Source organism: Hyphomicrobium sp., assembly GCF_041659645.1.
Classification (GTDB): Bacteria; Pseudomonadota; Alphaproteobacteria; order Rhizobiales; family Hyphomicrobiaceae; genus Hyphomicrobium_B.
This window is the reverse complement of record NZ_JBAZXX010000005.1, coordinates 13,516-33,769: the sequence shown is the minus strand read 5'-3', so window position 1 is coordinate 33,769 and position 20,254 is coordinate 13,516. Positions and strand designations below refer to the sequence as shown.

At 58.7% G+C, this 20,254-nt stretch carries 20 protein-coding genes; 6 read left to right on the top strand and 14 right to left on the bottom strand.

The features are described 5' to 3' along the window. The first annotated feature begins 72 nt into the window (after positions 1 to 72). Together WC811_RS18105 and WC811_RS18100 are read left to right on the top strand one after the other, a co-directional pair. Positions 73 to 3,117, top strand: a complete 3,045-nt coding sequence (locus tag WC811_RS18105) for an EAL domain-containing protein (RefSeq protein WP_372646784.1) — start codon at positions 73 to 75, stop codon at positions 3,115 to 3,117. 253 nt (positions 3,118 to 3,370) lie between these two features. Next, positions 3,371 to 4,348, top strand: a complete 978-nt coding sequence (locus WC811_RS18100; protein ID WP_372646783.1) for a PAS domain-containing protein — start codon at positions 3,371 to 3,373, stop codon at positions 4,346 to 4,348. Positions 4,349 to 4,415: 67 nt separating this feature from the next. Here the strand turns inward: WC811_RS18100 and WC811_RS18095 are convergent, their stop codons facing one another. The 4 genes from WC811_RS18095 to WC811_RS18080 all read right to left on the bottom strand — a co-directional run bounded on the left by WC811_RS18095 (position 4,416) and on the right by WC811_RS18080 (position 6,817). Beyond that, positions 4,416 to 4,775, bottom strand: coding sequence for a hypothetical protein (locus WC811_RS18095; protein WP_372646782.1), 360 nt, complete (start codon positions 4,773 to 4,775; stop codon positions 4,416 to 4,418). Between the two features lie 229 nt (positions 4,776 to 5,004). Continuing rightward, positions 5,005 to 5,280 (bottom strand): hypothetical protein, encoded by a 276-nt coding sequence (locus tag WC811_RS18090; protein ID WP_372646780.1) that lies wholly within the window; start codon positions 5,278 to 5,280, stop codon positions 5,005 to 5,007. Positions 5,281 to 5,645: 365 nt separating this feature from the next. Further along, positions 5,646 to 6,071 (bottom strand): GFA family protein, encoded by a 426-nt coding sequence (locus WC811_RS18085; protein WP_372646779.1) that lies wholly within the window; start codon positions 6,069 to 6,071, stop codon positions 5,646 to 5,648. 410 nt (positions 6,072 to 6,481) lie between these two features. After that, positions 6,482 to 6,817: a hypothetical protein gene (locus WC811_RS18080; protein ID WP_372646778.1), complete on the bottom strand. Its 336-nt coding sequence runs from the start codon at positions 6,815 to 6,817 to the stop codon at positions 6,482 to 6,484. Between the two features lie 302 nt (positions 6,818 to 7,119). Here WC811_RS18080 and WC811_RS18075 point away from each other — a divergent pair, with 302 nt between their 5' ends. Further along, positions 7,120 to 7,389, top strand: coding sequence for a hypothetical protein (locus WC811_RS18075; RefSeq protein WP_372646777.1), 270 nt, complete (start codon positions 7,120 to 7,122; stop codon positions 7,387 to 7,389). A gap of 446 nt (positions 7,390 to 7,835) precedes the next feature. Next, on the top strand, positions 7,836 to 8,321 hold the full coding sequence (locus WC811_RS18070) for a hypothetical protein (RefSeq protein ID WP_372646775.1): 486 nt from the start codon (positions 7,836 to 7,838) through the stop codon (positions 8,319 to 8,321). 44 nt (positions 8,322 to 8,365) lie between these two features. Here the strand turns inward: WC811_RS18070 and WC811_RS18065 are convergent, their stop codons facing one another. The 9 genes from WC811_RS18065 to WC811_RS18025 form a co-directional block, all read right to left on the bottom strand. Further along, positions 8,366 to 9,949, bottom strand: a complete 1,584-nt coding sequence (locus WC811_RS18065; RefSeq protein ID WP_372646773.1) for a DHA2 family efflux MFS transporter permease subunit — start codon at positions 9,947 to 9,949, stop codon at positions 8,366 to 8,368. Beyond that, positions 9,921 to 11,102 (bottom strand): HlyD family secretion protein, encoded by a 1,182-nt coding sequence (locus WC811_RS18060; protein WP_372646772.1) that lies wholly within the window; start codon positions 11,100 to 11,102, stop codon positions 9,921 to 9,923. Before WC811_RS18060 ends, WC811_RS18065 begins: the two co-directional genes overlap by 29 nt. A 47-nt stretch (positions 11,103 to 11,149) precedes the next feature. After that, positions 11,150 to 11,938 (bottom strand): alpha/beta hydrolase, encoded by a 789-nt coding sequence (locus tag WC811_RS18055; protein WP_372646771.1) that lies wholly within the window; start codon positions 11,936 to 11,938, stop codon positions 11,150 to 11,152. Between the two features lie 268 nt (positions 11,939 to 12,206). Beyond that, positions 12,207 to 12,830 (bottom strand): hypothetical protein, encoded by a 624-nt coding sequence (locus tag WC811_RS18050; RefSeq protein WP_372646769.1) that lies wholly within the window; start codon positions 12,828 to 12,830, stop codon positions 12,207 to 12,209. A gap of 78 nt (positions 12,831 to 12,908) precedes the next feature. Continuing rightward, positions 12,909 to 13,232, bottom strand: a complete 324-nt coding sequence (gene csgH, locus WC811_RS18045) for a curli-like amyloid fiber formation chaperone CsgH (protein WP_372646768.1) — start codon at positions 13,230 to 13,232, stop codon at positions 12,909 to 12,911. 164 nt (positions 13,233 to 13,396) lie between these two features. Beyond that, entirely contained in the window at positions 13,397 to 15,202 is a 1,806-nt protein-coding gene (locus WC811_RS18040; RefSeq protein ID WP_372646767.1) for a beta strand repeat-containing protein, read from the bottom strand. A gap of 224 nt (positions 15,203 to 15,426) precedes the next feature. Beyond that, entirely contained in the window at positions 15,427 to 16,296 is an 870-nt protein-coding gene (locus WC811_RS18035) for a CsgG/HfaB family protein (protein WP_372647128.1), read from the bottom strand. A gap of 56 nt (positions 16,297 to 16,352) precedes the next feature. Further along, positions 16,353 to 16,772 (bottom strand): curli production assembly/transport component CsgF, encoded by a 420-nt coding sequence (locus WC811_RS18030; protein WP_372646766.1) that lies wholly within the window; start codon positions 16,770 to 16,772, stop codon positions 16,353 to 16,355. 25 nt (positions 16,773 to 16,797) lie between these two features. Then, positions 16,798 to 17,283 (bottom strand): hypothetical protein, encoded by a 486-nt coding sequence (locus tag WC811_RS18025; RefSeq protein WP_372646765.1) that lies wholly within the window; start codon positions 17,281 to 17,283, stop codon positions 16,798 to 16,800. A gap of 408 nt (positions 17,284 to 17,691) precedes the next feature. On the opposite strand from WC811_RS18025, the gene WC811_RS18020 reads away from it, so the two are divergent. Both WC811_RS18020 and WC811_RS18015 read left to right on the top strand, forming a co-directional pair. Beyond that, complete coding sequence (locus WC811_RS18020; protein WP_372646764.1) at positions 17,692 to 18,108, top strand: hypothetical protein; 417 nt, start codon at positions 17,692 to 17,694, stop codon at positions 18,106 to 18,108. An 885-nt stretch (positions 18,109 to 18,993) separates the two neighbouring features. After that, a complete protein-coding gene (locus WC811_RS18015) occupies positions 18,994 to 19,584 on the top strand; it encodes a hypothetical protein (protein WP_372646763.1) in 591 nt (196 codons plus the stop codon). Positions 19,585 to 19,669: 85 nt separating this feature from the next. On the opposite strand, the gene WC811_RS18010 is transcribed toward WC811_RS18015, so the two are convergent. Beyond that, the gene (locus WC811_RS18010; protein WP_372646762.1) at positions 19,670 to 19,897 is read right to left on the bottom strand and encodes a hypothetical protein; all 228 of its coding nucleotides are present in this window, start codon (positions 19,895 to 19,897) and stop codon (positions 19,670 to 19,672) included. Positions 19,898 to 20,254: the final 357 nt, after the last annotated feature.

Genomic DNA, 20,254 nt, shown 5'->3' with positions numbered 1-20,254 from the left:
CCCAATCCGGGTTTCCAATTTGGAATAGGAATGCTCAGGCTCGCGGCCTGATGGGGAACGAAAGCGTTTGTCATGGCGGTAGGCGGGGCCCGGACTTTATCTCGATCCGTAAAAGTTTACGCTGCGGATAACGACGGCCTCACGATCGCAATCGTCATCGCGGCGATCTTCGGCATCGTCGCCTATTTGTCCGCCGCATTCACGCAGAACAGCGACGGAGTGGCGACCATTTGGCCCGCGAACGGACTCGTCCTTGCCGGCCTCATCCTCGCGAAGCGCCCGTGGCGACGTGACCAGATTCTGATACTCGCATTTTTCGCGAATATCGTCGCGAATATCTTCGCCCACCGCGTTTTGGCCGCCAATATCGGGTTCGCGGTTACGAATACCATTGAGATCTATGCCACGTTCCGCATTTTGCAGCTGCGGGAACAGGAACCGTTCGAATTTCGCAACGTCCATTTTCTGATATCGTTCTTGATCGCCGCCTTTGTGGGCTCGACCATTGCCTCAACAGTTGCGACCGTCGTCACCACGCTGACAATCGGAAACGCCACGCTGCATGCCTTCACCTCTTGGCTCTTCGCCGATTTGCTCGGTTTGCTGACCGTGACCCCGGCCCTAGTCCGTCTTCGCCAGGAAACACATATTCCCCGGTCTTCCGCCGCCAGCTGGGAATCTTACGTTCTGTTCGTTGCCCTCGTCCTTGCAATGCTTCTCGTTTTAGCAGTCAACCACTCGAATGTCGGATTTATCGTCCTGCCGATCCTCGTCCTGATCGCATGCCGACTCGGATCCGGCGCGACGTCAGCGGCGGCATTGTTGATGTCGGCAATCGTTCTCGCTTGCACGGCGGCTGGGTTCCCCGGCGATACACATACCCTGCCGACAGCTTGGCTCACCGACATCCAACTCATACAGCTTCGGATCCTGACTGTCTTTGTGACCGTGATGCTGATCGCCGAAACGATCGACTCTCAGGGTCGCCTGAAAGACCTGCTGTCAGCCGAGATCGCGCTTCGCGATGAACTGAATGAGCATCTCAAGGCGCAAGAACATGCGATGTCGGCACAAAAGGCCGAGGTCGAAAAAGCCCACAATCGGCTAAGGGAAGCGATCGAAATACTTCCCGAGGGCATCGTCATTCTCGACGCTGACAACCGCTATGTCGCCTGGAACAAGCGCTACGCGCAGATCTATCACCGTGCGATCGATACGCTCGTTGTCGGCGGCAGCCTCGAGGAAGCCGTCCGCATCGGATTAGAGCGCCAGATGTACCCGGAAGCCTTCGGCCGCGAACAGGCGTGGCTCGCCGAGCGCATCAAAAACCTTCGCACGCCGGCCGCCGCCCATGAGCAGCTTCTCGACGACGGACGCTGCTACCTGATCGAGGAATGCCGTACCAGCGAAGGCGGATTGATCAGTCTGCGCATCGACATCACCGATATGAAACAGCGCGAAGCCTCGATCCGGCTTCTTTTCGAGAACAATCCGCTGCCGATGTTCGTCGTCAGCCGCGATAAGATGGCGATCCTTGCCGTCAACACCGCTGCCGTCGCCCACTACGGCTATTCCCGCAAGGATTTCTCGCTCATCTCGCTGCGCCAAATCCAGGGCGCAGAATTGGTCCTGCCATTCGAGAATGGCGTCCAGAACACAACGCCCACCGACGAAGCTCAGCTCTTCAAGCATTATCGCCGCGACGGCCGTTCGATGGAAGTCGAAGTCTATGTCCGCCCCCTCGTCCACGAGGGTCACGAAGCCTTGCTGATCGCCGCCATCGACGTCACCGAACGCCGTAAGGCCGATCGGAAGGCCGCGTACATGGCGCGTCACGATGCGCTGACATCGCTCCCCAACCGCCATCTGCTCGCCGAGCGGATGCAGCTTGCGATGGCCCGCGCCAAACGCGGCGATCGAATGGCGCTGCTGCTCCTCGACCTCGATAACTTCAAGGTCGTGAACGACACCATGGGCCACGCCGCCGGCGACGAACTGTTGCAAGTCGTGGCCGACCGGCTGAAGAAAGCGCTGCGCGAGACCGATACAGTGGCGCGTCTCGGCGGCGATGAATTCGCCGTGCTGATCGTCGATCTCGATCACCCTTCGAGCGCAATCCGCCTCGCCCAGCGCCTGATCTCGATCCTCAACGAGCCGGTCCGCATCGGTCGCAAGGATGTCGTCTGCGGCGGCAGCATCGGCATCGCCATGGCGCCCGACGACAGTTGCGATCCCAACGAGCTTTTCCGCCTCGCCGACCTCGCCCTTTATGCAGCCAAGGAAGACCAGCGCGGAACCTACCGCCTCTTCGAACGCGAACTCGACGCCAAGGTGAAGGCCCGCAACCTGCTCGAAGGCGAAGTGCGTGAAGCCATCATCAACAACGATTTCGAGCTGCACTACCAGCCGATATTCAGCCTCAAAACGATGCTGCCCGTCGGCGCCGAAGCCCTTTTGCGCTGGCGCCATCCCCGGCTCGGCCTTGCTTCGCCAGCAGACTTCATTCCGATTGCCGAAGAGATCGGCATGATCGCCGATCTCGGAGCGAAGGTGCTTCGCCAAGCTTGCCTGGAAGCCATGTCGTGGCCCGAACACACCAGCGTCTCGGTCAACATCAGCGCCATCGAACTCGAAGCCGAAAGCTTCGTCGACACCGTCAAGGCCGCGCTTGCCGAGTCAGGTCTGCCAAGCCACCGGCTGACCATCGAAATCACCGAATCCATGATCATGAAAGACGTCCACTTCGTAACCGAGGTGTTGCGTCAGATCTGCGACCTCGGCGTTGAGATTGCCATGGACGATTTCGGTACCGGCTATTCCTCGCTCAGCTCGCTGACGAAAGTGCCGTTTCAGAAGATCAAGATCGACCGGTCCTTCGTCCGAGATCTCGCGGTCTCGATGGAAGCCCGAGCCATACTCGCGACGATCGTCGACCTAGCGCGCACGCTCGGGATGCGCACCACCGCCGAAGGCGTCGAAACCAACGAGCAGCTCGACATCGTCAAGGAGTACGGGTGTACTTTGGTGCAAGGCTTTTTGTTCAACCGCCCCGAACCGGCTGACGTCATCCGCAAAATTCTGCGCGCCGGCAATGAGGTCCAGCGGAACGCAGCCTGAAACGCCCGCCGATATCCCGCCCAATCCAAAACGATCTGAACACCGATCATATTTGGCAATTCGAATTGACTTGCCCAAAAAAGAGACGGATACGGATCAAACCAGCAGATTCCGTGCAACGGTCGAGTGAATCTTTTCACTGATCACTCAAACGGGTGATGCCAAACGGCGCTTGTCCTGATCAAGATTGCTGCATTGCAGCTACCTTTTACTTTTACGCATTGATATTGCATTCGTAACGAGGGGGGCGCCTTTGACAGCGGTCGATCTTGCTGCCGAACGCGGCCCCCTCAATTTTATTGGCGATGTTTACGACAGCGCCCTCGAACCGAGCCGCTGGAATGCTGTCTTGCGCGAAACCGCGAGGCTTGTCAGGGGCTGCGCCGCCGCCATCATCGCCCATGTCCCCGGCGAAGATGCACTGCGCCTTCAGGCCCATTGGAACATCGAGACGCACGTCGGACGGATCACGATTGCGGCGCCGCTGGCCGACCCGGACATGCCGATGCTCGCATCACTCGGCATGAGAGCCGGGTCTCCAGGAGAAGATATCGCCATCGTCCCGTTGACGAAAACGGTTCAAGCATCCTCTTTGCTCATGATTCTCCGCCCGGCAGGAACTGGAGCGTATTCGCAAATGGAGGCCGAGACGATCGCAACGCTGTCGCCGCACCTTCAGCAGGCTGCGGTGATCGCGGCCCTTCTTGATTTCACACCGCTCGAACGCCACTGCGCCATTGGCTGTTTCAATCCAATGCACGTCGGCATTATCCTCACAGACACGACCCGTAAAATCCTTCACGTCAACGCCGCCGCCGAGGACATGCTCGACGGCTGCACGCTTCTCTGCCTTGAGGACGAACTTGCGGCGCGTGACAGCAGAAGCAACGCGATGCTGCAGGATGCAATCGCTCGCGCGGGAAAAACGCGAGGTATCGACGCCCGCCATCGGGTTACGTCGATTGTCGTCAAAGGGCCGGGAGCCAAATCGCTGACTTTATGGGTGATGCGCGTCGAGGAAGGTATTGTCCTGCCAGTCGGCACTCTTCGTTCCGCGCGGATTGCGGTTTTCGTGCACGCTTCGGAGATGATCGACATTTCCGCGCCGGAATCGCTCCTCGACTGCAATCCTGTCCGCAGCGCCGAGAGCGGTCTTCTTACGCTTCTCAGCCACCACCCGGCGCTCGGCCATTCCCGGCCGGCGTCTCTTGCCGGCGGCGAAGCAATCTGACCGTCATCCTGCCGACGGCAGTGCGCTCGCGTCTCGACATGAGCCCGCGTCGCACACGGCGTCGGCGTTAGTCCCGGATCTGAGACGAATTCAGCACCACCGGCCCGGAATTGACTTCGATCCTGCGCGTACTGCAGTTCGCCTGAGTAATCGTCATCCGCACCCCGTCCGGCCTGACGCCTGCAACGTACCCGCCCGACTCGACAACCGACGCGACGCGTTCGCAGTCATCCCGCGCCATCCAATGCGTCTCGATTTCGCCATTCGCAAGCGTTGCGACCAGCAGCGAATTGCTGTCGAGCGCCACGGGAATTTCAAGGTTCTTTGGATGTGTCGCCGTCGTCTTATCGACGCCGGCAATGCCGCTGGCGGACGCAAGAACGACAAAAGCGAACCCGGCGAACTTCAACACTGTCGTACCGAACATGACGCAACCTCCCACAACTGGCGCGAATCCAGCACAAAGGGACGCAACAGGCCAACGCCGACGCGCGCGAAGTCCACACAAAACGAGTATTGCACAGGTCCCTGTGCAAAAACCTTCGGGTTTATGCCCTCGGCTTATGAAAGAGCCGCCGTCGCAATTCTGAGGAACAAGCAAGAAAAAGCCCCGGCCTGTTAGAACCGGGGCGATCATCAGAGAAGGCGATTAGACCTTAGTAGCAATAGCGGCGGCCGTGGCGCCAGTAGCAGTCGTCCGCTGCCGCTGCCGCACCAACGATGGCAGCGCCAACGCCGAGTGCAATCCAACTGCCGTTATGCCAATAGCCGCGACCGCGGTGGTAGCCCCGGCCGTAGCCGTGACCGTAATGTCCGTGACCGCCGTGCCAACCACCACCATGGCGGCCGCTGCGCGCATCCGCCGTCGTAGCGAACGTCGCGAGCGGCAAAGCCGCGACTAGCGCTGCAGCGAGACCGATATATTTTCTCATATTTTCCTCCATTCGGCGGGAACGGGCCGCCGCCCTGTTATCGCTAAAACGCGGGGAGCCCGATTTAGTTTCAATCCGAACCCGCGCTACCGCCGTTGGTATTCAGATTGGGCTTTCGCTCGGCAATGGCTATGAGGCTATCAGCCGCCGTGAGGCCGCGCCGATTTCCCGCCGATATTCAGGGAATATTCAGCTCTTATCAGGTCTGATCAAACTCGGATATACAAACGAATTTGCCGACGCACCCGGTGCCGCGCAGTCCGCTCCGTGTGTGCTCTCCCCATACCTGATGAGCGCCAATAAAGCGAAGAAGCGTCCACAGACGTGAACGCTTCAATCGACCACCACACATACGCCTCTGGGATTCACTCCGCGATGAGTTCACCCGAGCCGCCGAACTCCGCCGGGGAATCTTTCAGCTTCGGAAGCCCGTCCTTCATCGGCAGAACCGTCTCAGCATAATTGACATGCACGCTCGGTTCGAACGGCAACGTCGGCAGCATCGCCGAATAGACATCGACGAGGCCCAGGGGCGGATGGTTGGTCATCACATGGCCGCCGCACTTCGTGCAGTACTTTCGCTCACTAACCGGCGTCATCTGAAACATGCCGATGAGATCGGCTCCTTCGGTCACGCGCACCGCCTCCGGCTTCCAGAGCGTGAATGCATTCACGGGCGCCGCGGACCACGACCTGCACGATTTGCAATGGCAGTAGCCACTGGCCTCGGGCGCACCGGTCGCTTCGAGCTTAACCGCACCGCAAAAACACTCACCTTTATAAGTCGGCATTTCCTCAACCTCATATTTTTTCAGGCTTATCGACTTCAGAGTTCTATATGGATCGAAGTCATTCGTGTAGTCCCGCAATATCTTTGGCTGCACTGCATCGCGCGTATGATCGATTTTCGTAGTGCTCCGATTGCGATCGATCAAAGACTCTCTGATGAAACGACGCACTGCGATGCCACCTCGATCGCTCCGCCTGTCGAGCCACACACCAGCGCATTTCGCAACTGCGATCGTCTTCGAACAGCGTTTCACTAGAAGATCGGCGAGACTTTCGGCTCAGACGTAGCGCTTGGACATCGCCGCGTAATAGTCGGGCCACATTTCGCGGCTACGGCATCGCGACATACATCAACCCCGGAGACGACATGCGTATCTCAAGGCTTGCCCTAACCGCTGCACTCATCGTGTGCTCAACACAGATCGTAAGCGCCCAATCTCTTCGTCTCGACGACCGCGGCTTCAGCTTCCGCTTTGGCAAGGATGACCGGCGCGGCGACGTCGAGGGTAAGCGCGCAAGCTGCGAACTCTACTCTCGCATCGCCCAGGTCCAGGCCGAAGCCAACGACAGATTCCGTTGCGGTTTTCGCGGTCCGCAATGGAGCACCGAAGTCGGCGGCCATTTCCGCTGGTGCCGCTATGCTCCCCGTTCCGATTTGGCGCGCGATCAGATGTTCCGCTCGCAGCAACTCCAGAATTGCTTCAACCGCCTCGGTGATTTCGACGACCGTCGTTGAGATGATCGACATCGATAAAGCCGTATCCTGAGTTTTGTAATCGGCACACGGACGTTTCTTGCCGCTCGCGGATGCTTCAATTCGTATCCGCGAGCGCTCTCCATGTCATCGGCTGCGCCAATCGCGACGACGTTGAAGAGCGAAACGCACCGCACGCCATTCGTTCGCCGCACACATATGACCGACATCGCATTCATGGCGAACCGCAGGCACGGCGATAAATGCCGACTAACGGTTCCATTCAGACCCCATTCCATTCCCGCGTGTTGATATGTGGCCCGCTGCAGATCGATCCGCTGCACTGGGAGCCCCACATGATTTCCAAATTTGCTTTCTCAACCGCACTCGCTGCCTTGGCCCTGACATTTGGCGCCGGTTCCGCATCCGCGGATTGGAACCGCCCTGGGACAGGCTACGGCGCGCCGCCCTCCGCGCATCGGAACTTTGAGCCGCCACGCTATCGCGAAGACTCTGATCACTACCGGTGGCAGCGCCACGAAGGCGAGTATTGGGGCTGGCGCCATCGCCACGCTCGTTGGAGCGACGATCACGGATCGCCGCGCCGCGATTGGCGATACGACTGACGAAAACGCGGGAAAACGTCGGCGCCAAGCAGTGACTAATGGGTCCCCGCCTTGCCCCACGACTTCCAAACGGAACGTTTTTTTCCACCCGCTACGAACGCACCGGCATCTGCCGGTGCGCACTTCCCCCGCCCTCGATACGCGCGCTACGGCGCTTGGAAAACCGCGCCGTTTACCAACTGAAAAGTGGATCGCCACGCAAAATGACACAACCATCAGTATACGTCTATTCCGACCACAGACGGCATCTACCGTCGCTGCGGAGGTGACGCATCTGGGTCACAAATGAAGAAAAGCTTTCTTTATCCACCCCTTTCAGCGTCTTGACGCAAGTTATGAACAGGGGTTAATGATAAGATAGTTAACGTTGGCGTGGTTGTGCCGAGATAAAGTAGTTGAAGTTCACAAGCGTAGGTTGTGCCGTAATGCGTTGCGAGTCGCTCCTTGTGTCGTCAGTAACCGTCGCATTTTTATGCGCGGCGGCGCAGGCGTCGCCGTTAGACACTGAGTGGGCCCTCTTTAAGCCGAATGCGGCGGGCTGTGTTGCGGCCAACGCTGGCGCTCTCGACCTGAGGGTCAAGGTCAATCATTCGGGTGACGAGGAAGGACAGCTCGGCTCGGGGCTCGTTAGCGGATTTCGCGCTGGCGATACGCTGATGATCGTTCGCAAATCAAACACCGGTCATCGCGAATTGAGCTTCATCCTTTCGGCGGTCGACAGCCAGCAGATCACAACGGTTTTTTCGTTGGATGAGGCGACTCCGTCCAACTCGCAAAACCCGGTCGCCGATCAAGTTAAGTTTGTCATTCCTCCCAATGGAAGCGGCTGGGCGTTATTCAGCAACACCAGCGGGGTTGAAGACGTCGGAGAGTACAACATCGTCGTCCGGTGCGCGCCGGGCGATGCCTCAGATCCGCGACCGACATCCTAGTCAAAGAATGTCTGCGACGGATGACGCGGCTCGCTCGTTTGCGCTCATGACGCATGCGTCTTCTTCATGAAAGTCCGGACCGGCTTTGTCAGCACAACGGCGACCGCTGCGGTGAGAAGAACGACCGCCATCACATAGAACGCGTCCGAGAAGGCCATGATGAATGCCTGCTGCTGGACGAGATTGCCGAGAAGTATCTCCCCCTGATGATAAGCGCGTGCCGGGTCCGGTAGGCCATGGGCCTCGAAGTAGTGCTGCATGCGCGTCAGGAACGACTGGTCGGTGACGCTGAACGGGGTCACCGACTGGCCGATGATATTGGAATGAAACTGCTCCCGCTTGGTGATGATCGTAGCGAGCGCCGCCGTACCGATCGCCCCGCCCAGGCTCCGCAGCATATTGAAAAGCCCCGAGGCCGCGGCTGAATCCTTGGGCGAGATTTCCGACGTCGCGATGACTGAGAGCGGCGAAAGCAAGAGAGCTTGGCCGAACGCGCGCACGATGTTGGTGGTCATGAATTGGTCGCCGCCATAGTCGAAGCTGAGCGTCGCATTCATGAAACAGCTTATCGCGAACACGGCGAGGCCGACGCAAGCAATCCAACGCGCGTCGAAGCGTTTCAAAAGTGCAGGAACGAACGGAATGATGAAGAGCTGCGGCATGCCGGACCAGGCGAGCACGAGCCCGATCTGTTCGGCATTGTAACCCTGCACGGCGTCGAGATAGGCCGGCAACACATAGACAGACCCGAAAAGCGCGAAGCCGACGAGCGTGTTGGCGAATGTGCCGAGCCCAAGATTTCGCTGTGCGAGCAGTCGAAGCCGAACCGCAGGCGCCGCGCTTCTAAGCTCGATCACGATGAAGGCCGTGAGCATGACGACGGCGACGATCGAGAGGTGCACGATATAAGGCGAGCCGAACCAGTCGTCCTGGTTGCCCTCGTCGAGCACGGTCTGCAGGCAGGCAAGCCCGATGGCCATCGTGCCAATGCCGTACCAGTCACCGTCCTTCAGGAGTCCGAGCCTCATCGGCGCGTGCTCAAGCGTCGGAAACAGCAGGCTGAGCATCACCGCGCCCGGAATGACGTTGACGAAGAAGATGTACGGCCAGCCGTAATGCTCCGTCAGGTAGCCGCCGATCGTCGGTCCGATTGCGGGGCCGAAGGTGGCGGTGATCGCGAATGCCGCGAGCCCGATCGGCCGTTGTCCTTCGGGCAGTCTTGTCAGCACGGCGGTGAAGGCCATCGGGATCATGACGCCGCCGGTAAAGCCCTGGAGGCCGCGCGTGAAGATCATCGCTCCGAGGCTCGTCGCGAAGGCGCAGGAAACCGAGAACACAAGAAAGAGGAAGACGTTGGTCAGCAGGAAGCGGCGGAAGCCGAACACGCGGCTCAGATAGTCGGTTAGCGGAATCATGATGATCTCGCCGATGAGATAGGACGTGGAGATCCACGTGCCGTTGTCGCTTCCCGTACCAATGCCGCCTTCGATCTCCGGAAGCGACGAGTTCACGATCTGAATATCGAGCACCGCGATAAGAGCGCCCAGCATGCAGCCGGAGACCGCGATCCATGTTTTGAGCGACGCCCGCTCGCTGCCGTCATCGACGGTCAGGGCCGCGCTGCTCATGGCACCGGCTTTCGACCCGGGGTTGTGCGGAGATCGATTGTAGCGAGAACCGACATTCCGGGGGCCTGCCTGCGAGCGGATCGCTCGAGTCGATGGTGATCTTGACCGGGATGCGCTGGACGATCTTCGTGAAGTTGCCGGTGGCGTTGTCGGGCGGCAGCAGCGCGAACTCCTGACCGCTCGCTGGTGCGACGCTGTTGACGAAGCCGCGAACCGTGGTGTCGTCGAAGGTGTCGACCTCGAGCGTGACATGCTGCCCGGGACGAACGTCCGCAAGCTCCGTCTCCTTGAAGTTGGCGACGACGTAGGCTTCGGCAAGCGGGACGACCGCGAGGAACTCGGTGCCCGGCTGGACGTATTGCCCGACGCGCAACGTGCGATCGCCGATCACGCCATCCACCGGCGAAGTGATGGTGGTGTAGCCAAAATTGATCTTGGCCTGCTGCAGGATCGCCAGGTTCTGCGCGAGCATCGCCTTTGCCTGCGTCAACTGAGCGGTCAAGGTCGTGACCTGCTTTCGGGCCGCATCGAGCGCGGCTTCATCCTTGACTGTGGTGGCCTTCGCGGTCGCCGTCTGGGACACCGCCTGTTGTTCGTCCTGGACCGATCCGTAGCCCTCGGTGGCGAGCGCGCCATATCGCTGGTTATTCTGCGCCGCGAAGACTTCCGAAGCCTTATCGGCTTCGATCGTCGCTTGCGCCTCGGAGATGACAGCCTGCTGCTGCGAGATCTGAGCCTCGTTCGTCGCAATCGCGGCCTGTGCATTCTGAACGCCGGCCTGCGCCTGGTCGACCGCCGCCTGATAGTCCCGCTGGTCGATGATGGCGAGAACCTGTCCGGCTTTCACACGCTGGTTGTCGTTGACGAACAGCGACGCGATATTGCCCGAAACCTGCGGCGCGATGGAGACCACGTCTGCTTGCACATAGGCGTCATCGGTCGAAACCTCGAAGCGCCACTGAGTCCAATATTCCCATCCCGCGTAAGCAGCCCCAAAGACAACGACAGCAATCAGAACCACGGGAAACACGCGCCGGAGGAATGAGCGCCGCTGAACCGGCGGGTTCTCCGCCATACCGGGCCCGCCGGAAGGAGGAACTTCAGAAGGTTGCGTCGGCTTGGCGGTTTCGACGCAGATCGGAGCATTGGTCATCTGAGTCTCCCCGCGCTTGTCCCGCGCATCGTTCCTTGTTGGCGTGTCTAGTCATGAAGCGGGGTTGATTTCTCGGCGTTTCGCGCTGCGTCTTCGATCACGGCTGCCACTTCTTTCGGATGCGATTCATAGACGGAGTGGCTGGCACCCTTGATTTCCGTCGTGTGACTCTTGGCGCGCGCGTAGTACCAACGCTCAAGATCTGGGTTGATGATTTGATCATTCCCGGCAACGATTCCCCAGCTCGGCTTCGTTCTCCAGGCAGCCTCCGTCAGCGGCGTGCTGAATACGCTTGCTGCCGTCAAGACCTGAGAGCGTGACTCGAATTCGGCCTGCTCGCGCGGCAGATCGGGCGCGAAAAGTTTGGGAAGCTCCGACGGCCTGAGGTAGGTAAATCCATCTGGCGTTTTCTCGATCGCACCGGGAGTCTTGGCCAGTACACTCGGCATCTTCTTGCCAAGCTCGCCTTCGTCTTCGCCGACATCGGGAGCGTGCGCGGCGACGTACACGAGGCCAACCACGTTGGGATGCTCGCCGGCCTGCGTTACGATGGAGCCGCCATAGCTGTGCCCGACGAGAAGCGTGGGGCCATCTTGAAGATCGAGAATTCGCTTCGTTGCCGCAACATCGTCAGCAAACGACGTTTCGGGCTCCTGCACCGTCGTGACGTGGAAACCGTCTTTCTTGAGGATGTCATAGACCGGCTTCCATCCCGATCCATCGACCCAAGCGCCGTGAACCAGAACGATGTTCTTGAGCGGATCGGCGCTTGCCGAAGCGACCGAAAGAAGGGAAAAGGCGGCCGTTGCAGCCAACAAAGCTTTGATATTTTCCACGTCAATCCTCCAGCAATGATCTCGTTCGCGTGCTGGCGCGGACTATAGGTAATGCCTTCAAGCCCCTCTATTTTACCTTCGGTCGGAATGGCTATACGCTCGTCCGGGACGCTTATACTTAGGTCTATCCGGAATGGCGTCGAGAGTGGTTCTTGCGGAAGGGATTAACGGCAGGAGGCCGCAAAGCGCTTCTGACGCTCGCGCAAAATAAGCGATACCGGGACCAGCAAAATCGGCGGCCCGCGATAGAGTCTTCATACGGCGGCGATTAACGTCTCGGATTGGGGGATTGCTGCTGGATCTCCACCCGGCTTGGTTCCCAGACATGTGGCCTTGGGCGACGCGTTCCGGCTGGCTGTGCGGCCGCCTGCTGTTGAGACATCGCTTGCTGCTGCGGTAGGCGCGCCGGAATTCCCGCCGCCGCGCTTGCGTTGACGGGATCCTCGCTCGACAGCGGCTGGTCCAGACGACCGGCGCGCACGTTGACGGAAACGACGGACCCCGATGCGACGTCATAGGCGCATTCGTAACTCACGCGCACCCATGTCTTCTGCATGTCCATGAAGCGAACGGAATCACCGCGATAGCGAACGACGGCATCTGCAGGCGACGATGGCTCAGCCTGTTGAAAGATGCCGGGTGTCGGTCGCGAAATCCAATCGAAATCCGTAGGCGATTGCGCTTCAATCCTCGGCGCGCAAGCCTCGCTGGCTTTCGAGGCGTTGGCGCGGACGCAGTTCGCATCGCATCGCGGAGGCGCGGCTGCGCCGACCACAGCACCCGTGGACACGCCGTTCGGAGTTGCGACGGGAGGCGAGGTCTGCTGCGCGACGCCTGCGCTCACGCCGAGCAGGAAGAAAATCGAAGCTGACGCAGTTCTAAAAAGATTCATGGAACACTACGCTTGATCGAACCATTCATGCCCTGAGATGCGAGGGCATTCATTCGCACATTTTCGCCTGGGGTCAATTTAGAGTTTCAGGATAGCCTGCGCGTGACAGGCAATGCCGCCGCCCGATGTGGCGACCAATTCAACCGTCGCATGATCGCCATGCCGAAGGTTGATTGTCACGTTGCTGACATACGTCTCTGCTCCCGCGTTGAGACTGAAGGCGTTGCCTTGATTGATGTTGGATGCGCCGGATGGGCCCGACTTTGCCAGCAGAAAACGCACATTCCCCGTGAGGGCTGCGGAACTGGAAATAACGCCGGTCAAATGCACGGAACCTTCGTCGCCGATCTTGCGAATTTCGCAGCTGAGAGGTCCGGAAGACGCATGCACAATGACGCTCATATTCTGATCCCTGGCAAACGCTGAAATCTCGCTCGCAGACAGCGCAATAACGAATGCCGCAAAGCACCGCCCGCAATTCCCGCCTAAAATTCTAGAACGCATGTCGCAGCTCCTCGCGAAAAGGAAGAGGCGCGCACGGCGCCTCTTCCAAAGTCGAAGTCACATTAGTGCTTGATGCCCTGCACGATGTTGACGGTGTTGCCCGAGCCGACCTGGTTGTAAACGGCAGCGTTGCTATTGCCGTACTGACCGACCGTGGCCGAGTTGCCGCCTGCGCCAGACTGCTGTCCGTAGATGTAGTTGCTGTTGCCGACCTGCGTCAGGCTCGCCGTCTGCGTACCGGCGCCGCCGTACTGGCTGTTATAAATGAAGTTGCTGTCGCCGGTCTGAACCGCGGTAAGCGAGTCGGCCGTCGACTGATAGTTGGTCAACTGATTGTCCGTTCCGGTCTGGGTGATGATAGCCGTTTGGTTACCGTTGCCGCCCTGACCGTTGTAGACGTAGTTGTTGTTACCGATCTCCGCGATCGATGCAGCTTCGGTGTTGCCCGTCTGATAGTTGGTGAGGCTATTGTTATCGCCGCCCTGCGAGAGAGTAGCGTTATCTTCCAGGTTCGACTGAGACCCTGTCAGAAAGTTGTTGGTGCCGGACGTGTTGATCGACAACTGGTCGTATCCGCCGTACTGGCTGACCAAGATCCTGCTGTTGTTCGAAGGTGCCGCGCTGGACGTGCCCTGGTTGATGGAGAGGTTGTTCCAGTCAGCGAGGTAGTTGCTGTTGTCCTGAGAGATCCACAGCGTGTTGCCGTTACCCGTCTGCGAAGCATACGCAGTCTGGTAATAGCCGTTCTGGTTGTTTGTAAGCGTGTTGCTGTCACCGGTCTGCATATTGACGCCATTAGACTGCAGCGTGTGAGACGAACCCGTCTGCGTGTTGCTCAGCACGTTGCCGTTGCCGACCTGAGTACCGTTGTTCAGGTTGTTGCCGTCGCCGGACTGAACCGAGCCGAGGATGTTGCTGTTGCCGACCTGCGTGGCGTAAGCGGCGTTGGCACCGGTCTGCGTCAAGGTAATCGAGTCACCGTTGCCGCTCTGCGTAAAGTGGGCGAGGCTGTATTCGAAGCCGGGATAGGCCTCGCTCGTATTGTCCTGGTTGATCGTCACGATGCTGGAAGACGCATCCTGGCTACCGAAGATGGTGTTCGAGGTGCCCTTCTGGATCAGCGAGATCGTGCTGGCGCTGCCGGATTGCGCAGACTGCGCCCAGTTGGACGAACCGGTCTGCATCAAGGTCGTGGTCGAGCCCGTGCCGCCCGTTTGGGCGATATCCGCGTAATCGCCGCGACCTGCAACGTTGCCCTTCTGCATGATCGTGATGATGTCGTTGGACGAGGCGTCGGTCTGCGAGGCGCGCGCTTCGTTTCCGATATCGCCCTGCGTAACGCCGATCGAGTTGTTGGCGCCGCCCTGGTTGATGCTGAAAATGTTGTTGCTGCCCGTCTGCGTGAGCTTCACCGAGCTGTTGTTTGCGCTCTGATTGATGGCGTCTACGTCCGTCGGGGAAGCCTCGGGGCCAACATCGTCGCTGTACACGCCATTGCTGGTGCCGCCTTGCGAGAGCGATACGGAACTGGCGGTGCCCGACTGCGTAACGGCCGCGTTGTTGCCCGTGCCCGACTGGAACACAGAACCGGTGGAAACGCCCGTGAAGACGTTGTTGTTGCCTGACTGCGTCAGGTTGAGAGTGTTCGCCGTGCCCGTCTGGGTGATCGGCGCACCGGCTCCGGTCGTCGGATCAGTGACGGTACCTGCAGTGTTGTGGTCGCCGGTCTGGCTGAGATTGACCACACCGCTCGTGCCGGTCTGGCTGATGTTCGTCTGGTTGTTGATGTTGAAGTCATCCGCGTATGCGGCCGTCGCCAGCATGGTGGCGATGACGCTCGCCGAGGCGAGCAGAACCTGCTTATTCATAGAATAACTCCGCTGTTGGTAAGACATTTGTCCCCCACTTACAAGCGTCACGAGCACCGGGCTGAGCCCCGGAGCACTTTAACGCCCAGTGAATTACTAAATCATGTTTAGATATATTTATAAATACATTGCGATGACGGCGGAGTGACGTTGATTACCAATATTTATACTTCTTATTACTGTAAAATAAGCATCACGAATACCTTGTCCGATCTTTTCACTGATCAGCCCTCCGGCTTCTTCGGCACGCTCGAAAGTTGCACCGGCGTGGTCGCTTCGCGAGCCAGATAATCATCCAGAAGCTCGCGCCCCCTTCGCGGATCGGCGAAATTCCAGATTCCTTTCTTCGCGCCCTGCAACACGCTTGCGTAGACCGCGAGATCGATAGCCTGCCGGACCGCGAGCTGCGTCGGCTCCGTCCGGGTAATTCCGGCTTCCGCCTGCAGCAATTTGTCGACGGAAACGAATTTGTAGACGTTGGCGCGGAGAGCGAGCGAATAGACGGTCTTGGTGGTGGTGATGCTGGTCAGCATCTCGCCCGACTGCACGGATACGACGCGCATCGCAACCGTGACGGTGTCTTGCCGGTACTGGACGTCGCCGCCGATGTTAAGAAAATTGGCGCCGACGCCGCCGGTGACAACGTTGCCGTCGAAGCCGATGATGCCACCTTCGAGCAGCAAACCGGCAAAGCGCATCGGTGGGAGCGGTCGAGCATTGTCCGCTTCGAACTCTGCACGCGTCGCGCGCACGAGTTGGCGCTCCTGCAGAAGATCGTTTAGGCCGCCGCGCTCATCCACGGTGAACCAATGACCGTGTCCGGCACGTTGAAGCGCATCGACCACGAAGCCTGCGCCGCCTTGCGTCACGGCGCGCGAAAACACGGCGACGTTGTCGTTCGGCTCGTTTTTGCCGGTTAGATCCGGAAACTGATAAACGGCGATATCGAGCTTACGGCGCGGCGGCGGCAAGCTCTCGAGGTCGAGACCTGTCGGCGACGTCGGCGTCAAGATGGGCGCCTCTTCAAGAAGCTCCCGCGAAACCGGCTTCGCCGCGCATCCCGCAAGCGACAAGGCCAAACACACAACAAGCATCAACCGCACGATGTCTCCGCATTACCAAATTGCATTCAAGGTCTGATCGGAGTCGCTCAAGGCCCCGCCGGCACGGTAATGGTTGTGACGGTCGTCCCATCGTTGATGGTGAGATCGATATTGCTGCCGTCGCGCACATATGTGATCGTCGTTCCCTCAAACGAGAATGTCCCGTTCTGCGCCGCGTTTTCTCCGAAAATCGCTTGCGTGATTTTGTTTGCGAGCGATGAGTAGAGCTGGCTGGTCAATTGCTGCGCGAAGATCTGGCCGGGCGTCAGCCCGCCGCCGCCCGCGCCGCCGCCGCTGGAACCAGAAGGCAGATGCTGGTTTTGCGCCTGGGCGGAATTGAAAAGATATGATCCGTTCAAAGGGTTGCCGCCGAATGTCGGGTTGGTCGGTGTGTAGATCATGGTGCCGGCCAGCGCCGGAGCGCTGACGGCACACAAAAACGCAACCGAGAGCATGACTCGAATCACGACTGGAACTCCCCCGAACGCACTTTTACTTTCTCCCGTACTGCTGCACGGACACGGGCGCATTCGTTCCGATCACCTGAAGCTGGTAGGCGAGACCGGAGCCGACCTGAACATTGCTGATGTTGTTGTTATTGCCGACGACGCTGATGGCGCTCGTATTTGAGTTCCCGATCTGTGTCGTGTTGAGCATGTTCTGCGCGCCGTTCGCCGACAGCGTCGAGGAGTTCTGTGAGCCGCTCTGATACTGGACAGTGAGGTTTCCGTTACCGGCAAGCATTGCTGTCGCCGAGTTCATTTGCCCGATCTGAGTCACAGTCGATGCGAGAGCCGGCGAAGCCAATGCGCGTTGCTGCAACGAAGCCTGGCCGCTTTCGAGAAGATAGCCGGAGAGGTCGGTATAGGCGTTCGGAGTGCCACTGGCTTGCTGCGCGAAAACCGATGTCGATGTGCTCACAAGGAGAGCAAACATGGGCGTCGCAAGCATTTGCGCGCGCAGGCGTTTTCCGTTCATTTTCGCTTTCCCCTCGTTCCCCGAGGCGATCGCTACATGCAGTATATTTCACTATTAAGAACGATGTTCAAAACCCAATCGCGGCCAGTCCGAAAAATTTCATCGCTTTTCTTTTTGCGGCGAGAGCAGGTCCCGCCGCCATGGGCCATCGAACCTCTGCCGCCGCGGACAACAGCGATCGCGTTGTTCCGAGCGTGTGCACCTCAGACGCCAACACTCGCAGAGGAGCACAGCGCACCTTCACCGCAGATGGTTGAACTCGCGAGTGAGACCATCGGTAGCAAATCCACGCAGAGGCCCGTGCGAGAAGATTTCCCAGGAAAATTTATGCGCTGGTCGTCTTAAAGGGATTAGATATACGGCTTAGTTATTTGGTATCTTTTTCTTTCAATGTCATTGTTCGGTATAATGCGCACTCAGATCACTTTATGGACGGCCGTTCTCTGCGTTTGCCTCGCATCGCCGACGCTGGCGAACGTCGCGTGCGAAAAGGCCTACAAGGACCTGAAGCACAGAGAAGCTCTTCAACGCCATCTCCAGAACTTGGACATCGACCGTCTGCTGATGACCGGCGCGCCCGCGCGGCCGTGTAGCAAGGAACGAATTCAATTCGAGGAAAACTACGCGGCACGGGCAAAGGAAATGGCGCCCGTGGCCAAGGCATTCGTGCGCGCCTGCGGCCGCGTGGGAGACCACATGGCCGAACTGGAACTCTATTCCAATGACCGCGTGCTCCAACCTGCTCCCTCGACAGGCCGGGACGGATGTGGTGTCGCCGAATACAACGCGCGTGAATCCATGGCGCCTGGAACAATCGCACGCTGATCAAAAATCCCAGGAACACAAAGAATTGTAGGAGAGCTTTCCCTGCCGCCGGTTTGCGGCCCGGTAGCTTATATTCACGCACAGCGAGCAATAACTCCACACCGCATGCGACAATATGGTTGTTGATGCCACCGTCGTGATTTCACGCTTTCGCCCAGAACCGGCTCACAAATAGCCGGACAACAATTCCAAAACGAAAAACATTGCGGGTCCCGAGACTTGGGCAGTTTATTTTTGTTGCGGGGTAATACGTCATGTCAGCATCTGCGATCTCACCAGACGCCACGCGCCCTGATCCTGAGAAAAATCAATTGAACGATTTGATTTCTCATGTCGGATCACTCGCCGAGGATATGAGAACGACCACCATTCAAAGCGTGGGTTGGTATCTGAAGTCGGTAGAGCTCCAACAGGCATGCCTGAAGATGCGATCGCTGCAGGTTAATCTCGCTGATCGATCGCAGAGGTTATCGGGCCTGAGCGTTACGCGACGCATCCGGTTGCCGCATGCTCAGTCCTCAGGCGCGCGTCTCGGGCTCGGTCGCGGCGGGAATGGCCCGGAACGTTCTTAATTTCGGATCGCCGGCCGGTCCAAATCAAATGAACTGCGCGTCCTCCGAGCGCCCGGAGAGATGTCGAAAGTCACGCTTTTAGCGCCGAGATAGCGCGAGCCATTGGGGGTCGATCGCCTTGTCGAACTCGCCGTGAGCAGACGAAATCTCGCGCCGATGGCTGCGAGTTAGCCAAAAAATTGAATAAATCTCGCGTGTTTATTCCGTTTCCGAACTATCGGGTCTAGGCTGACGGTCGCGCGGCGCGTGACCAAATCTGGCCGCCTCGAATTTGCGAGGCGAGCTCACCGACCCCTGGTGAGGAGCAAATTGAATGTCCAAGGCATGTTTGGTCGTAGCTATCGTTGCCTCCGTGGCCGCATACGGTCCGGCGCGCGCCGATGACTGTGATGCGGTTCTCGCAGAGTTGGCCGCGACGGTCACCGGCCTCGATGTCGGCGAGCGAATTACGTCCACAGGCAATTCCGACACCGTTCAACTGAAGCATGGGGCAGCCGACGATATCAAGCTCACGTGCGCGCCTCCGGCCGCGCATCAGCCAAATCAGATCGCTGTTGTTTGGCATTCGGCGTTTCCGCCACCATCCTATTTCGATCTTCTCGCCGCAGCCGGCGCAATCGTGACAACGAACTCGACCACAACAATTCGAAAAGGTGCCCTTGCTTGTCAGAAGCACGCGCTGACAGCCGACATCGAGAATTCGGAATTTAACCTCGCCAGCGTAAACTTCAGTTGTTCTGTCACGACACGGAATGGCGGACGAACAGCGATCACCGTCTCCTCCACGCGAGATGATATCGCCTTAACCCAAAAAGCGCCGCCCGAAACCGCAACTCCCGAACTACAGACGCGCAAGAAAACGACAACCAGAAAAGAGTCCGGCGTAAAGCAATCTCGCGAATAGTATGTTCGCGAACGTGACTTGAACCGGCCGCGTGTCGCGACGGGATCATGACTGGCACCAAGCCCCGTTAATGAGTTCCTAAGACCTATTTAATTTCATCGAGTTCATCGATGATCACGAAATCCCCGCTCGGATTCTCATCACGGGCATACTTGATGGCCGCTTGGCGCGTACGAAATAATCCGCCCCTGCTTCCTGTGTGCTCATGAATCTCCCACCGACCGCTCAAATTAATCGCCAAGTGGAATATGAGCACGGCGAGATTGTTTGGAGCGCCGTGAGATCGAGAACAATCGGCTTTAAGATTGACCATCGAATGATTCCATCGAGACAAAGAGATCCCGTGCACCCCGTGCCCAAGTGAAGGTTAGGCTAACGCCGACCGGACGCTCGTAGCGAGCGCAAGCGTCCGGCCACGCAAGTTAGAAACCTCAGTGAAAGTCAGGCCAGCAATGATGAAATCACTTTGCTGGCGCTGCGCCTCGAAAGGTATTTAGAGCGTGCGTCGCACCCATCGATTCAAGACGCGGATTGGACGCCGCGCTGTCTGAGGGATGGTATGCGCTGCTAACGACACCGGCAGCAATCATCAACGCGAAAACTGCGGCTAGGTTGTAGGCCGTTCTCCTGATCGAGCTCTTGCTCCAACCCGAAAGGCCATTTGTGTAAT